General features: G+C 71.9%; 13 protein-coding genes. 2 read left to right on the top strand and 11 right to left on the bottom strand.

From position 1 onward, the window contains the following. The first annotated feature begins 109 nt into the window (after positions 1–109). Positions 110–1030 carry a LysR family transcriptional regulator gene (locus tag ACFYO9_RS36970; RefSeq protein WP_358778680.1) on the top strand — a complete coding sequence of 307 codons (921 nt, stop codon included), beginning with the start codon at positions 110–112 and terminating at the stop codon, positions 1028–1030. Here ACFYO9_RS36970 and ACFYO9_RS36965 read toward each other — a convergent pair. Continuing rightward, entirely contained in the window at positions 1003–1602 is a 600-nt protein-coding gene (locus ACFYO9_RS36965) for a YqgE/AlgH family protein (RefSeq protein WP_358778683.1), read from the bottom strand. The two genes, ACFYO9_RS36970 and ACFYO9_RS36965, sit on opposite strands and share 28 nt — an antisense overlap. 254 nt (positions 1603–1856) lie before the next feature. Between ACFYO9_RS36965 and murA the strand changes: the two genes are divergently transcribed. Beyond that, positions 1857–3206, top strand: coding sequence for a UDP-N-acetylglucosamine 1-carboxyvinyltransferase (gene murA / locus ACFYO9_RS36960; protein ID WP_355816824.1), 1350 nt, complete (start codon positions 1857–1859; stop codon positions 3204–3206). A 99-nt stretch (positions 3207–3305) separates the two neighbouring features. Here murA and ACFYO9_RS36955 read toward each other — a convergent pair whose 3' ends face one another. The 10 genes from ACFYO9_RS36955 to ACFYO9_RS36910 form a co-directional block, all read right to left on the bottom strand. Next, positions 3306–3587: an HU family DNA-binding protein gene (locus ACFYO9_RS36955; RefSeq protein WP_016645140.1), complete on the bottom strand. Its 282-nt coding sequence runs from the start codon at positions 3585–3587 to the stop codon at positions 3306–3308. Positions 3588–3886: 299 nt separating this feature from the next. Beyond that, positions 3887–5317, bottom strand: a complete 1431-nt coding sequence (locus tag ACFYO9_RS36950) for an NAD-dependent malic enzyme (RefSeq protein ID WP_355816820.1) — start codon at positions 5315–5317, stop codon at positions 3887–3889. Positions 5318–5741: 424 nt separating this feature from the next. After that, on the bottom strand, positions 5742–8111 hold the full coding sequence (locus ACFYO9_RS36945) for a UvrD-helicase domain-containing protein (RefSeq protein WP_358777991.1): 2370 nt from the start codon (positions 8109–8111) through the stop codon (positions 5742–5744). Positions 8112–8254: 143 nt separating this feature from the next. After that, positions 8255–9109 carry a zf-HC2 domain-containing protein gene (locus tag ACFYO9_RS36940; RefSeq protein ID WP_358777992.1) on the bottom strand — a complete coding sequence of 285 codons (855 nt, stop codon included), beginning with the start codon at positions 9107–9109 and terminating at the stop codon, positions 8255–8257. Continuing rightward, on the bottom strand, positions 9106–9681 hold the full coding sequence (locus ACFYO9_RS36935) for a sigma-70 family RNA polymerase sigma factor (protein ID WP_355816815.1): 576 nt from the start codon (positions 9679–9681) through the stop codon (positions 9106–9108). The genes ACFYO9_RS36940 and ACFYO9_RS36935 overlap by 4 nt, the downstream gene beginning before the upstream one ends. A gap of 162 nt (positions 9682–9843) precedes the next feature. Continuing rightward, on the bottom strand, positions 9844–10437 hold the full coding sequence (locus ACFYO9_RS36930; protein WP_358777993.1) for a CGNR zinc finger domain-containing protein: 594 nt from the start codon (positions 10435–10437) through the stop codon (positions 9844–9846). 174 nt (positions 10438–10611) lie between these two features. Beyond that, positions 10612–11760: a uroporphyrinogen-III synthase gene (locus tag ACFYO9_RS36925; protein ID WP_358777994.1), complete on the bottom strand. Its 1149-nt coding sequence runs from the start codon at positions 11758–11760 to the stop codon at positions 10612–10614. Positions 11761–11896: 136 nt separating this feature from the next. Further along, positions 11897–13237 carry a nitrate/nitrite transporter gene (locus tag ACFYO9_RS36920; protein WP_358777995.1) on the bottom strand — a complete coding sequence of 447 codons (1341 nt, stop codon included), beginning with the start codon at positions 13235–13237 and terminating at the stop codon, positions 11897–11899. 212 nt (positions 13238–13449) lie between these two features. Beyond that, the gene (locus tag ACFYO9_RS36915; RefSeq protein WP_388667077.1) at positions 13450–14586 is read right to left on the bottom strand and encodes a hypothetical protein; all 1137 of its coding nucleotides are present in this window, start codon (positions 14584–14586) and stop codon (positions 13450–13452) included. Positions 14587–14885: 299 nt separating this feature from the next. Continuing rightward, positions 14886–15179 (bottom strand): DUF6087 family protein, encoded by a 294-nt coding sequence (locus tag ACFYO9_RS36910; RefSeq protein WP_358777997.1) that lies wholly within the window; start codon positions 15177–15179, stop codon positions 14886–14888. Between the last annotated feature and the right edge of the window lie 100 nt (positions 15180–15279).

The following is a 15279-nucleotide window of genomic DNA, read 5'->3' as shown; positions in this document are numbered from 1 at the left end:
CCCGGCGGTCTCTCCGGCACCGCTCCTCGCGGCGCGGCGAGAGGGAAACGTAGGCAGCCTGCGCACGGCCGGGGAAATGCCGCGGGGCGCTCATTTATGCTGGGGAGGAATGGATCACCTGCCGCCCGCCGTCGAGCTCCGGCACCTGCGCGGGTTCCTCGCCGTCGCGGACGAGTTGAGCTTCACGCACGCCGCCGCCGTCCTGCGCGTGGGCCAGCCCGCGCTCACCCGGACCGTGCGGGCCCTGGAGGACGCCCTCGGCACCCGCCTCCTGGCCAGGACCACGCGCCGCGTCGAGCTCACCGACGCCGGGTCACGGCTGCGCGACGAGCTGGCGCCGCTGCTCTCCCGGCTCGACGCCGCGCTGGACGCCGCGGGCGGCGAACCCCCGGTGCTCCGGCTCGGGTTCACCTCGCTGCTGCCCGCGGCCTGCGCCGGCCTCGTGCACTCCTTCAAGGCCGAGACCGGCGCGGGCGTGCGTCTGGTGCGGCGCGACGAACCCCTCGCCGGGCTCCTGTCGGGCGCGTGCGACATCGCGGTCGTACGGGGTGAGGTCCCGGCCGGCGCCGCGGTCCGCACCCGCGTCCTGCTGCACGAAGCGCGCGTCGCCGTCGTCGCGCGGGGTGCCGCGGAGCTCGCGGGGCGCCGGGTCGTGGACTGGGCGGAGCTCGCGGATCTGCCGCTGGTCGTGAACACCGTCGGCGGCACCACCCATCCCGGCCTGTGGCCCGTGGGGCGGCGCCCGAAGCTGTCCTGCACCGCCGACAACCTCGACGAGTGGCTGGAGGCGGTCGCCGCGGGGCACGGCGTGGGCGTGGCGCCCGAACCGGTGGCCCGCAGGCACGCCCACCCGGCGGTACGCCGCGTACGCCTGAAGAACGCTCCGCCGGTGACCGTGTCCCTCGCGGTGCCGGCCCAGGACGCCCACCCCTTGGCCGAGCGGTACCTGAGCGAGGCCGGTCGACTCGGCGATCAGCAGCTCGGCGACCCGCACCACGCCGCTCAGTTCAGCGACGCGTCGTCCGGATAGGTGGCGACCATCGCCAGCTCGCTGCGCTGACGCCGCAGCACCGCGCGCCACAGCCGCTCCGGATCCGGCGCCGAGACGTCGCCGGGCTCGGACTCCACCACGTACCAGGCGCCGTCCTCCAGCTCGTTCTCCAGCTGGCCGGGGCCCCAGCCCGAGTACCCGGCGAAGATCCGCAGGGAGCCGAGCGCGGCGGCGAGCAGCTCCGGCGGGGTCTCCAGGTCGACGAGGCCGATCGCGCCGTGCACCCGGCGGAAGCCCACCGGGTCCGCTCTGCCCCCGCGCGCCCGCGCGCCCGGGGGCGCCCCCTCGTCGCCGGGGATCACCGCGACGCCGAGCGCCGAGTCCAGTGAGACGGGCCCACCCTGGAAGACGACGCCGGGCGCGCCGGCCAGCTCTCCCCAGCCCTCCAGGATGTCGGCGACGTCCACCGGGGTCGGGCGGTTGAGGACCACGCCGAGTGAGCCCTCCTCGTCGTGGTCGAGGAGCAGCACCACCGCGCGGTCGAAGTTCGGGTCCGCCAGAGCTGGTGTGGCCACGAGCAGCCGCCCTGTGAGCGAGGACACCTCGGTCATGGATGACATGATCCCGCATCTTTGCCGTGTGCGGGGAGCCAATGCGCATACCGGAGTGAACGCAGCTCAGGGGCCGAAGGGGCAGGTGGAGCGCGCGTCGCGGGCGGTGACCCGGTGTGTCCGGTTCCGCACGGTTGGTGTTGTGGCGGACTCCTGACGTGCTTTGCGCGTCCGCGGCCTTACGGAAGGGGGGTACTCGGCCATTACGCTTGGCCCTTTGGTCCCCCCGTCCATCCAATCGGAACGCGAGATTCATGACCGGCACCGGCACCGAAGACGTACTGCTTGTCCATGGCGGAACCCCGCTGGAGGGCGAGATCCGTGTCCGCGGCGCGAAGAACCTCGTGCCCAAGGCCATGGTCGCCGCGCTGCTCGGCAGCGCCCCGAGCCGGCTGCGCAACGTCCCCGACATCCGGGACGTCCGGGTCGTGCGCGGCCTGCTGCAGCTGCACGGCGTGACGGTCCGCCCCGGCGAGGAGCCGGGCGAGCTCATCATGGACCCGTCGCACGTGGAGAGCGCGAATGTCGCCGACATCGACGCCCACGCGGGCTCGTCGCGCATTCCGATCCTCTTCTGCGGCCCCCTGCTGCACCGCCTCGGGCACGCCTTCATCCCCGGCCTCGGCGGCTGCGACATCGGCGGCCGGCCGATCGACTTCCACTTCGAGGTGCTCCGCCAGTTCGGCGCGACCATCGAGAAGCGCGCCGACGGCCAGTACCTGGAGGCCCCGCAGCGGCTGCGCGGCACCAAGATCCGCCTGCCGTACCCGTCCGTGGGCGCCACCGAGCAGGTGCTGCTCACCGCCGTGCTCGCGGAGGGTGTGACCGAGCTCTCCAACGCCGCGGTCGAGCCGGAGATCGAGGACCTGATCTGCGTCCTGCAGAAAATGGGCGCGATCATCGCCATGGACACCGACCGGACCATCCGGATCACCGGTGTCGACAGCCTCGGCGGCTACACCCACCACGCCCTGTCGGACCGCCTGGAGGCCGCCTCCTGGGCTTCCGCGGCCCTGGCGACCGAAGGCAACATCTACGTCCGCGGCGCCCAGCAGCGCTCGATGATGACGTTCCTGAACACCTACCGGAAGGTGGGCGGTGCCTTCGAGATCGACGACGAGGGCATCCGCTTCTGGCACCCGGGCGGCTCGCTCAACGCGATCGCCCTGGAGACGGACGTGCACCCCGGTTTCCAGACCGACTGGCAGCAGCCGCTCGTGGTGGCCCTGACGCAGGCCGCGGGCCTGTCCATCGTCCACGAGACGGTCTACGAGTCCCGGCTCGGCTTCACCTCCGCGCTCAACCAGATGGGTGCGCACATCCAGCTCTACCGCGAGTGCCTGGGCGGCTCCGACTGCCGCTTCGGCCAGCGCAACTTCCTGCACTCGGCGGTCGTCAGCGGCCCCACGAAGCTGCAGGGCGCCGATCTGGTCATCCCCGACCTGCGCGGCGGCTTCTCGTACCTCATCGCGGCCCTGGCGGCCCAGGGCACGTCCCGCGTCCACGGCATCGACCTGATCAACCGCGGCTACGAGAACTTCATGGACAAGCTCGTGGAACTCGGCGCAAAGGTAGAACTCCCGGGCAAGGCGGCGCTGAGCTGATCGGCTTCAGCCCGGCCGGCGCTTGAGGCCATCTTGTAGAGCGCAAGCAGAAGGGGGCGGTCACCCAACGGGTGACCGCCCCCTTCCAGCTGCTCGAGGCTACTTGCCCTTAGCCGCTTCCTTCAGCTTGGAACCAGCCGAAACCTTGACGCTGTAACCGGCCGGGATGTTGATCGGCTCGCCGGTCTGCGGGTTGCGGGCGGTGCGAGCGGCACGGTGGGTGCGCTCGAAGGTCAGGAAGCCGGGGATGGTGACCTTCTCGTCGCCCTTGGCAACGATCTCGCCGACGGTCTCGGCGAACGCGGCCAGCACGGCGTCGGCGTCCTTGCGGGTCACCTCTGCGCGGTCGGCCAGCGCGGCCACCAGCTCACTGCGGTTCATGTTTGTACTCCCGTGTTCTTTTGCCGTTGAGGCGTGCCACGCGGCGGGGCCGCATGATGGGCACAGCGAAGACGATGCTGCCAGGGTCCTCGGACAGTCCCCGGACCCGGGTCTGACGTCAGACCCTCGCGCCCGATTACGCATCCTGCCCCCACCTGCGGCGGGAAAGCCAATCCGGTGCCCCTGGGGGTCACACGAAAAGCGTCCGCCGCCCCTGAAAATGGCGGGGGCCGGGGGGCTTGCTGCCAAGCCACCCTAGAGGGGCCTCTCGGGCCCGTGTCCGGCGACGCGCCGTGTCGCTAGGCCGTGGCACCCGTCACAGCGGCCCCGGCGGCCTTCGCGGCGCTGCGCACGGCGTCGGCCACGGCGCCCGCGACCTTGTCGTTGAAGACGCTGGGGATGATGTAGTTCCGGTTCAGCTCGTCCTCGGCGACGACGTCCGCCAGGGCGCCCGCGGCGGCCAGCATCATCTCCGTGTTGACCGTACGGGACTGGGCGTCCAGGAGGCCGCGGAAGACGCCGGGGAAGACCAGGACGTTGTTGATCTGGTTCGGGAAGTCCGAGCGCCCGGTGGCCACAACTGCCGCGGTCTGGCGGGCGATTGCCGGGTCGACCTCGGGGTCGGGGTTCGCAAGCGCGAACACGATGGCGCCCTCGGCCATGGCCGCGACGTCCTCGGCGCCCAGCACGTTCGGAGCCGACACGCCGATGAAGACGTCGGCGCCGACGACGGCCTCCTTGAGGGTGCCGGTCAGCCCCTCGGGGTTGGTGTTGTCGGCGATCCAGCGCAGCGGCGAGTCGGCCTCGTGGGAGACCAGGTCCTCGCGGTCGGCGTGCACCACGCCGTGGATGTCGGCCACCACCGCGTTCTTCACACCGGCGGCGAGCAGCAGCTTCAGGATGGCCGTGCCGGCCGCGCCGGCGCCGGACATGACCACGCGCACGTCGCCGATGTTCTTGGTCACCACGCGCAGGGCGTTGGTGAGGGCGGCGAGGACCACGATGGCCGTGCCGTGCTGGTCGTCGTGGAAGACGGGGATGTCGAGGGCCTCGCGGAGGCGGGCCTCGATCTCGAAGCAGCGGGGCGCGGAGATGTCCTCCAGGTTGATGCCCGCGAAGCCGGGGGCGATCGCCTTGACGATCTCGACGATGGCGTCGGTGTCCTGGGTGTCCAGGCAGAGCGGCCAGGCGTCGATGCCGGCGAACCGCTTGAAGAGGGCCGCCTTGCCCTCCATGACCGGCAGCGCGGCCTTCGGGCCGATGTTGCCGAGGCCGAGGACGGCCGAGCCGTCCGTTACGACCGCAACGGAGTTGCGCTTGATCGTGAGGCGGCGCGCGTCCTCGGGGTTCTCCGCGATGGCCATGCAGACCCGGGCCACGCCCGGGGTGTAGACCATGGAGAGGTCGTCACGGTTCCTGATGGGGTGCTTGGACTGCATCTCGATCTTGCCGCCGAGGTGCATCAGGAACGTACGGTCGGAGACCTTGCCGAGGGTGACGCCCTCGATGGTGCGCAGCTGCTCGACGATCTCGTCGGCGTGCGTGGTGGAGGACGCCGCGATCGTCACGTCGATCCGCAGCATCTCGTGGCCGGAGGCCGTGACGTCGAGGCCGGTGACCGAGCCCCCGGAAGACTCGACGGCCGTGGTGAGCTGGGAGACCGCGGTTCCGCTCGCGGGCACCTCCAGTCGGACCGTCATCGAGTAGGAGACGCTGGGCGCCGTTGCCATGGCCGACTTCCTCTGCTTTCACCTTGTAGCTCTTGCCGTCCGATGGTCGCACCTACCGATGAGTACGTGGTAGTCGCCCCGGATTGAGAACGTTGTGTTCATCGGCTGCAGCGCTTCGTTTTCGGAAACTGGTTTCCACCATACGAGAAGTGGGCGTGTGACGGAAGGGGGTTCCGGCATACGGAAAGAGGCCCACGTCACTTGGTGACGTGGGCCTCTCCCGACGTAATGACACCGACCCGCCATGCTCGCCTCGCGGCAAGTGGTCGCTCGTAGCGACGATGGTTGGGCCCGGGGGCTTGGATCGGGCCGGTGCCACATCCAAGGTAACAAACGATCCCCGTAAGGCAATTCCCGTCCCGCGAAGCCGTACGAACCGAGTACGCACAACCGTACGAACCAGCTGCCCGGGCCGGCGCCGCGCTCAGTCCCGCAGCAGGTCCGCGACCCCGTCCGCGTCCGGGTCGTCGCGCTCCCCCGCGAGGACCGTGAGCTGCTGCGTCGCGCGTGTCAGCGCCACGTACAGGACGCGCAGGCCCGCCGGGGACTCGTCGGCGATCTCCGCGGGCGAGACGACGAGCGTCGCGTCGTACTCCAGGCCCTTGGCCTCCAGGCTGCCGAGCGCCACCACGCGCTCGCCGAGGTCCGCGAGCCAGCGCGCGGCCTGTTCGCGCCGGTTCATGGCCACCACGACGCCGACCGTGCCGTCCACGCGCTCCAGGAGGCGCGCCGCCTCCTCCCGCACGGACGCGGCGAGGTCCCCGTCCCGTACGACACAGAAGCGGGGCCGGATGCCGGTGGAGCGGACCGCCGAGGGGGACTCGGCGCCCGGCATCGCCAGGGCGAGCACCTTGGCGGCGAGCTCGGCGATCTCGGCGGGGTTGCGGTAGTTGACGGTGAGCGTGAAACGGCGGCGCGGGCGGGTGCCCAGGGCCTCGTCACGGGCCTCGCCCGCCTCGTCCGGGTCGGACCAGGAGGACTGGGCCGGGTCGCCGACGACCGTCCAGGTGGCGTGCCGGCCGCGGCGGCCCACCATGCGCCACTGCATGGGCGTGAGGTCCTGCGCCTCGTCGACGATGACGTGGGCGTACTCGGTGCGCTCCGCGGCGAGGCGCTCGGCCCGCTCGCGCTGGGTCTCCTCGCGCTGCGGCATCAGCTCCTCCAGGCCGGTGAGCTGGTCGAGGGGGTCCAGCTCGCGCTTCTTCCTGGGGCGGTGCGGGGTGCCGAGGATCGCCTGCAGCTCGTCCAGGAGCGCCACGTCGTGCACGGACAGGGCGTCCCGCTTGAGGGAGCGGGCGACCTTGCGGACCTCGCCGGGGTTGAGGACGCGGCGGGCCCAGCGGCCGAGGCGCCGCTCGTCGCCCATCGCGGCGAGTACGCCGCGCGGGGTGAGCTCGGGCCACCAGGCGTCCAGGAAGCGCAGGAAGTCGTCCTCGGAGGAGACGTCCTCGTCGAAGGAGGAGCGGAGTTCGGCGGCGAGCTCGGGGTCCGTGTGGCGGCCCGCCGCGCCCGACTGGGACCACAGGGCGTCCAGGAGGAGCTTGCGGGCGCGCGGGCGCAGCAGGTTGACGGGGGCGGTGCCGCCGAGCGCGTTGCGGCGGATGCGGTTGAGCTGGCCGGCGTCGAGTTCCAGGCGCCGCCCGAAGGCGACGACGCGCAGGCGGGTGGTGACGGTCTCGGGGCGCTCGTCGGTCGGCTCGGCGTTCTCGTCCTCCTCGTCGCCGAAGGCCAGCTGTCCCTGCGCCGCCGGCCGCTCGGTCCTGCCGGGCCGGGCGGGCGTCTCCAACGCGCCGCGCGCCGCCTTCCGCAGCACCTTCAGCATCCGGGACGAACCCTTGACGCGGGCCACCGCCGGGGAGTCGTAGACCGTGGCCTCGATCCCGTCGACCAGCGAGCCGACCGCGCGGATCGCGACCTGGCCCTCCTCGCCGAGGGACGGCAGGACGCCCTCGGTGTAGGCGACCAGGAGCGGGGTGGGCGAGACGATGAGGATGCCGCCCGCGTACCGGCGGCGGTCCTGGTAGAGCAGGTACGCGGCGCGGTGCAGCGCCACCGCCGTCTTGCCGGTGCCGGGGCCGCCCTCCACGTACGTCACCGACGCGGCGGGCGCGCGGATCACCATGTCCTGCTCGGCCTGGATGGACGCCACGATGTCCCGCATCGAGTGGCTGCGGGCCTGGCCGAGCGCGGCCATCAGGGCGCCGTCGCCGATCACCGGGAGCTCCTCGCCGGCCAGGCGTGCGGTGAGCTCCGGGCGCATCAGGTCGTCCTCGACGCCGAGGACCCGGCGGCCCTTGGAGCGGATGACGCGGCGGCGCACGACACGGCCCGGGTCGACCGGCGTGGAGCGGTAGAACGGCGCAGCGGCGGGCGCGCGCCAGTCGATGACCAGCGGGGAGTAGTCCGCGTCGAGGACGCCGATGCGGCCGATGTGCAGCGTCTCCGCGATGTCGGCGTACTTGCCGCTCTCGTCCTCGCGGACCGCGCCGTCGGCCGGTTCGACCGCCGTGTACGCGCCGTCGGGGCCCTTCTTGCCGTCCTTGCCCGGGAGCAGGTCGATGCGGCCGAAGAGGAAGTCCTCGAACTCGTTGTTGAGCCGGTTCAGATGGACACCGGCCCGGAAGACCTGCGCGTCGCGCTCGGCGAGCGCGCCAGGCGTACCGACCTGCGAGCGCTGGGCGGCGTCGTTCATCAGGAACTCGGCCTCGTGGATCTTCTCCTCGAGACGCCGGTAGACCTGGTCGAGATGGTCCTGCTCGACGCCGATCTCGCGGTCGCGTGTGCCTGACGGCATTACTGCTTTGACGTCGGCCACCGAGGCCCCTTTCACACCGTGCTGCTGCCCGTAGTGAGCAGCCGTCCACCTTAGGCGAAAGGGGCCCGTCCTGTGCACTTGTCGTCCGCTGTACGTCGTCGTGCTCCATACGTCGTCGTGCGCTACACGTCGACCTCGACCAGGCGCTTGCCCTCGAAGGTGGTCACCTCGAAGTGGTCGATGTCGTTGCGGTCCATGGCCGCGCCCCCGTGCACGTACAGCGGGCTGCGCGCCCACTTGTTCGGGCTGTCCTTGATGCCGTACCCCCACTCGGGCACCGACCAGCTGGTGACCGTCTCCTTCTCGCCGTCCTTGCCGACCGCGACCAGCGCGCACTTGAGCGGGCCCTTGACGTTCTTCAGCTCCAGGACGGCGTGCGTGCCCCAGGCCTTCTTCTCGGTGCCGACCGTGGCGCTGACCTTGGTCGCCGGGTCGGTGGCGCGCGCCTTCTCCTCCATGTGGTGGAAGAAGGCGTCCTCGGCGGGGCTGGTGGGGTGCGGGTCGGCGAGCGCGTCCTTGCCGCCGCCGTCGTCGCCGGCCAGCGCGAGGACGGTGAGCGGGCCGCCGACGATCAGTACGGCCGCCGCGGCGACCAGGTACAGGCCGCGCCTGCGGGTGCGGTCCCGTTTGGCGGCGACCTCGCCGGCGAGGCGTTCGGCGAGGCGGGGGCTCGGCCGGATGCCGAGCGGCTGGGCGGGCGCCGGTACGCCGGGCGGGCCCGCCGCGAGCGCCGCCAGCATGGGTTCCATGCCGGAGAACTCCGCCAGCCGGTGCCGGCAGGCGCCGCACCCGGCGAGGTGCTCCTCGAACCGTACGGCGTCCGCCTGGTCCAGGATGCCGAGGGCGTAGGCGCCGACGGTCTCGTGGAGTTCGTCGTCCCGGCGCGCGTCGTGGTGTCCGTGGTAGCCGTCATGGTGACCGTGGTGCCCGTCATGGTGACCGTGGTGGCCGTCGTCGTGGCCGTAGGGCCCGCTCATGTCGTCACCCCCCGCTCCTCCAGCGCCAGCTTCATCGAGCGAAGGGCGTAGAACACCCGTGAACGCACCGTCCCACTGGGTATGCCCAGCGTCTGTGCCGCCTCATTGACCGTACGCCCTTTGAAGTAGGTCTCGACAAGTACCTCCCGATGTGCGGGAGTCAGGTCCTCGAGCGCGTCCGAGAGAGTCATCAGCCACAACGCCCTGTCGATCTCGTCCTCCGCGGGGATGACCTCCAGCGGCGACGGATCGACCTCTTGCGGCCGGGCCTGCCGGCTGCGGTGGCCGTCGATGACGATGCGCCGGGCGACCGTCACCAGCCAGGGGCGTACCGAACCGGTCGCTCGGTTGAGCTGACCGGCGTTCTTCCAGGCACGGATGAGCGTCTCCTGCACGACGTCCTCGGCGCGCTGCCGGTCGCCCGCGACCAGCCGGAGCACATAGGCGAGCAGGGGTCCCGCGTGTTCGCGGTAGAGCGCACGCATCAACTCCTCGTCCGGGCCCGGGGGTCGGCCGAGACGATGTCGGTGCGGCTGCGGGCGCTCATCGGCCACGGCGGAATCCTTGCGCACGCGTACCTCCGGTGTCCGCGCTTTCGCGGGGTCGGGCGGGTTTCACGTGGGAGGTACGGACGCGGGGGCGCGGGTGTTCAACGCGGGGTACGGGTTCTTCGCGTCACGGGCGGGCGAGGGGGCGTCACGGACGGGCAAGAGCGCCATGGGCGGGCGAGAGCGTCACGGACGGGCGAGGGCGGCTCGGCGCCGGTGCCGGGCCACCCGTTCCCGGTTGCCGCACACCTCGCTGGAGCACCAGCGACGGCGGCGGCCGCGGGAGGTGTCGAGGTAGACGATGGGGCAGTTGTCGCCCTCGCACTGGCGCAGCAGGGCGCGGGCGACCGGGTCGGTGAGCAGCTCGACGGCGTCCCGGGCGACGGCGGCGACGAGCCCCGCGCAGCCGGGATCGCCGCGCAGGACGCGGACCAGGGTGCCGTCGGGGGCGCGGACGGCGCACGGGGCCGGGGGCGCCGCGGCGGCCAGGACGTTGACGCGGTCGAGCGCGGCGGCGGCGACGGCGGGCCGCGCCTCGATCTCGCCGCGCACCAACTGGGTGGTGTGCCCGCGCAGTTCACGGAAGGCGGCGAGCCATTGCGGGCCCATGCCGGGCAGCGGGGCGCCCGCGGGGACGAGGCCGGCGCCCGCGAGCCAGGCGCGCAGTCTCGCCACGGACGTGAGCCGTTCCACGGGGTGGCTCGTCGCCACGAGGTCCAGGCAGCTCCGCCCGGAGTCGAATCGCAGCTCGTACGGGGCCGGGGCCGTGCCCAACGCCATGCGTCTGTCACCGCCTTGGGGGTCACCGGTGGGTGAATGCCGTCGCGTACCCCTACAGTGCCCGTCCCCGGGCGGGTCCGGAACCCGCCGTACCAGGTTGCGCCGAGATCGCCGGGATCCGATGAGGGGCGGGCCCCCCACTTCGATCCTCTGCCTCGATCCCTACCTTGACCCCTACTTCGATCCCTCCGCCGGGTCGATCGCGAGCCGGTAGCCGCGTTTGACGACCGTCTGGATCAGCTTCGGCGCACCCAGCGCCGTGCGCAGCCGCGCCATCGCGGACTCCACCGCGTGCTCGTCGGTCCCCGCGCCCGGCAGCGCGCGCAGCAGCTCCGCGCGGGCGACCACCCAGCCCGGGCGGCGGGCGAGCGCCGTCAGCAGGGCCATGCCCGCGGGCGGCACGGCCCGCAGCTCCGCGTCGACGAGGACCGCCTGCCCGCGGATCTCCACGCGACGCCCGGCGACCCGCAATACCCGTGCCCGGCCCGGGAGTTCACGGCACAGCAGCTGTACGAGCGGGCCGAGCCGGAAGCGTTCGGGCTGCACCGTGTCCACCCCGAGCGACTGCAGCGGCAGTGCGGTGACGGACCCCACGCACGCGGCCAGCACGTCGTGGCGCAGGGCGGCGAGGAGTTCGGCCGTCATGCCCCGCTCCTCGGCGCGGGCGAGCAGTGACGCCGCGGCCGGCGCGCTGGTGAAGGTCAGCGCGTCGACGCCCCGCCCGACGGTCGCGTCGAGGAGCCGGTCCACCGGCGTGATGTCCTCCGGCGGCAGCCACCGGTAGACCGGTACGAGGACGACCTCCGCGCCCCCGGCCCGCAGCGCCTCGACGAAGCCGGGCAGCGGCTCCCCGTGCAGCTGCAGGGCGACGCGCCGGCCGGCGACGCCCTCGCCGAGCAGCCGGTCGAGCACCTCCGCCATCGATTCGGACGAGGGCGACCAGTCCTCGGTGAGCCCCGCCGCCCGCACGGCGCCCTTCACCTTCGGCCCGCGGGCGAGCAGTTCGACCCCGCGCAGACAGCGGATCAGCTCCTCCCCGTACCCCCAGCCGTCCGCGGCCTCGATCCAGCCGCGAAACCCGATGGCGGTGGTGGCGACCACGATGTCCGGGGCGCGTTCGATCAACTCCTTCGTCGCGGCGAGGAGTTCACTGTCGTCGGCGAGCTGCACGATGCGCAGCGCGGGCGCGTGCAGCACGGTGGCGCCGCGCCGCTTGAGCAGCGTGCCGAGCTCGTCGGCGCGCCGGGCGGCGGTCACGCCGACGGTGAATCCGGCGAGGGGAGGGGCGTCGCCGGCCGGGCTACTGGCTGAGGTGTCGTGCATAGATCTGTCTCGTCTCGTCCCGCTCGTCCCGCTCGTGGCTCTCGTGGCTCTTTCGCGCCGAGCCTGTCAACGGCGCGTGACGGCCCCGGTTCGCTCCGATGTCGACCGTGTTACGTCACGTCTCGACTGTGTCATGTCACACCTCGGCGTAGCTGAGCTGCGGCTTCTCCTCCGTGCCGGTGGCTCCGACCGTACGGGCGGCCGTTCCCCGAAGGTATACGGCCCAGGTGAGGAGGGAGCACGCCCCGTAGAAGACGAGGAAGGCGACGTACGCCCCCGTTCCGGAGCCCACCGTCTGGAAGGACTGCCGCAGCGCGAGGTTGATGCCGAGCCCGCCGAGCCCGCCGACCGCCCCGATCAGCCCCATCGCCGCCCCGGAGAGCCGCCGCCCCTGCGCCGCGGCCGCCTCCCCCACGAGCCCGCGGGACTCGGCCTTCGCCTGGAAGATGCCGGGGATCATCTTGTACGTCGAGCCGTTGCCGAGCCCGGTGAGCACGAACAGGACGACGAACGCGCCGACGAACAGGGCGAGCGATCCGCGCACGGAGGCGACGACGACCACGCCGGTGGCGGCGGCCATGCCGAGGAAGTTCCCGAGCGTGATGCGCGCCCCGCCGAACCGGTCGGCGAGCCACCCGCCGACGGGCCGGACCAGCGAGCCGAGCAGCGGCCCGAGGAAGGTGAGCTGCGCGGCCTCCAGGGGCGTGCGCCCGAACTGGGTCTGCAGGACGAGGCCGAAGGCGAACCCGTACCCGATGAACGACCCGAACGTCCCCACGTACAGGAACGACATGATCCAGGTGTGCGGATCCCGGACGGCGGCCCGTACCGCGCCCGTGTCGTTGCGGACCGACGCGATGCTGTCCATGAAGAGGAAGGCGCAGACGGCGGAGACGATGACGAACGGGATGTAGATCCCGAGCACGACGCGCGGCCCGCCGCCCGCGCCGATCACGGCGAGCCCGACGAGCTGCACGACGGGCACGCCGATGTTGCCGCCCCCGGCGTTGAGCCCGAGCGCCCACCCCTTCCTGCGCAGCGGGAAGAAGGAATTGATGTTGGTCATGCTGGAGGCGAAGTTCCCGCCGCCGACGCCGGTGAGCAGGGCGCACAGCATGAACGTCCGGTACGAGGTCCCCGGCTCCATGACGACGAAGGCGGCGACGGTCGGCAGGAGCAGCAGGGTGGCGGCGATGACGGTCCAGTTGCGCCCGCCGAAGCGTGCGACGGCGAAGGTGTACGGGACGCGGACGACGGCCCCGACGAGCGTGGCCATCGACACGAGGAAGAACTTCCCTGCCGCGTCGATCCCGTACTCGGGCCCCATGAACAGGACCATCACCGACCACAGGCTCCACACGGAGAACCCGACGTGTTCGGAGAGCACGGAGAACGCCAGATTCCGCCGGGCGACCCGCTCCCCGCCCCCCTCCTTCCAGAACGTCTCGTCCTCCGGCTCCCACCGCTCGATCCACATCCCGTGCCTCCACCCTCTCGACGGTCCCTCGGCCAAGACCGAAGGGCCCCGAAGATAGGAAGCCCGCATTTCAACACCGTGCCCCCGGATGACCACCGGGGAACGTTGCTCTCACGGGGGTGGGGGTGGGGTGGTGAGGGGCGTTGCCCTGAGGCGGCGGGCCGTGACGTCGACGCCCGCTGAGCAGGACGAGGAGCCGGAGGCGGGCGGGACTACGCCGCGACGGCCCGTACCCCGGCGCGGGAGAGGGCCTCGCCGATCTGCCGCGCCTCCGCCGAACGGAGCTCGATCGACTCACCCGAGCGGAGAAGGAGGTCCGCCGTCGGATCCAGCCAGCTCACCGTGTTGGCGATGTACGCCACGCCCGCCAGGTCCGTGAGGGGGACGTCGAGCGAACTCCCGTCCTCACCACGGAGGTGGAGGGTCCCCGCTCCGATCGCCAGTACGCCGGTCCGTGGCGGAGCACAGTCCCAGGCGGCGGGCCCCACGGGCACGTCCTCCCCTGTGGGTTCGCCTGCGGGCTCACCCAACCCGTACCGGACGGGGTGCACGACCGCCCCAGGGGGACACGAAGCGGTCAAGGAGGCGGCAGTACGGGCGAGATGGGCCCGCTCCCCGCGCCGCTTGAGCACGGCCGCCGGAAGGCCGATCAGCAACACGATCAGGGCGATCAGTCCCGCCGACACGAGACCGAGCACGTTCTCGGGCCGGGCCACCACGAAGACCGCCACGACGATGGCGACGGGCGCACACAGTGCGATGCAGAGCAGAACGGGGTGGACCCCGCCCGGCCGGATCTCCACCCCGCCGGACATCCGGTTCCGGTGTTGCTGCCGTCGGCGTGCGCGCCCTCGCAGCACGTTCTCCCTCGCCGCCCAGCTGTATCGGTCGGCATACTTTCGCACCGCCGACCAGGCGAAGGCGGCCCCCACCGCCGTCCCCGGCAACATCACCAGCGCGTCCGTGTCGGACACGTCGGCCAGCAGCACGGCAGCCAGGATGAACGCCACCGCCAGAACGGCCGTCGCGTTGAAGAACCGGGAGTGGGGAAAACCCTGCGATCCGTAACCCGGCGGAATCTCGGAACCGTGCCCCCTGTCCACGGCGGCCCACTCCCGCAGCAGGCGCCGACGTCGCCCGCCCCGGGCCCGCAACGAACGCAGGACCAACAGCGCCGGCGACGCGACGAACACGAGCAGCACGCAGCCCGCGACCGACACGGCGACGTCATCCCCGCCGTTCGACGCCGCATCGGTCAACAGAACCGGCACCAGAACGGCGACGAGGGTCACCAGCACCGCACACAGAACGAAGACCAGACCACGGCTGCGTGAGAGATCCTCACGCATCAGCTTCTGGAGCGCCTCAGACTGAGCCCGCAAAAGACTCGCTCGGTCCGGTAGGGCTCCGACCGGTCCAGGCCCCTCGGGAAGCGGCGCCGCGCGGAACAACGAGCCTCGAGGGGAGGAGTCTGCGCGAGTGGTATCCGTCATGTCCGTTCCTCTGTCGTCCTACTGGTCACTCGGATTCGGCGATGGTGCGGGCGGGAAGACCGAATTCCCGGCGATGATCGGTGGGTCCCTTCCCTCACGAGAGAGCCCCGGCTCATTCACCTCGGGTGAGGGAACGAGCCGGGGCCTTGAGGCGCTTACGGCTTTCGGTGTCTGCCCCTGCCAGGGGCGAGTGGCTGCCCCGCGAGGCCGGGCGAGCCGGCGGCGGGAGTGTTGGCCTCGGGGAACAGGATGCGCTTGGTCTCGGCGAGGCTGGTCGCGAACCCGTACGGCTCCCAAGCGTGCCCGTTCCACCGCTCGATGGCGCGCGGCGCGTCAGGGCTCACGTGCGAACCCTTGGGGCCGTTGCCCGAGACGATCGGGACGGCCCGCAGCCGGCCGATCTTCGCGTCCCGCCGCTCTGCCCACTCCGACAGAGGTTCCTCGTCCATGCGCCAACCCTAAAGGCTGTCCGGTAAGCGTGACTTCAGCCGTTGGCCCCATCTACGACGGGCTTGACCTTGTTCGTCTTGTCAACCATGTCTTGGGTCC

Source organism: Streptomyces sp. NPDC005863 (genome assembly GCF_042871345.1).
Taxonomy (GTDB): Bacteria; Actinomycetota; Actinomycetes; order Streptomycetales; family Streptomycetaceae; genus Streptomyces.
This window is presented reverse-complemented; position numbering and strand designations above follow the sequence as displayed.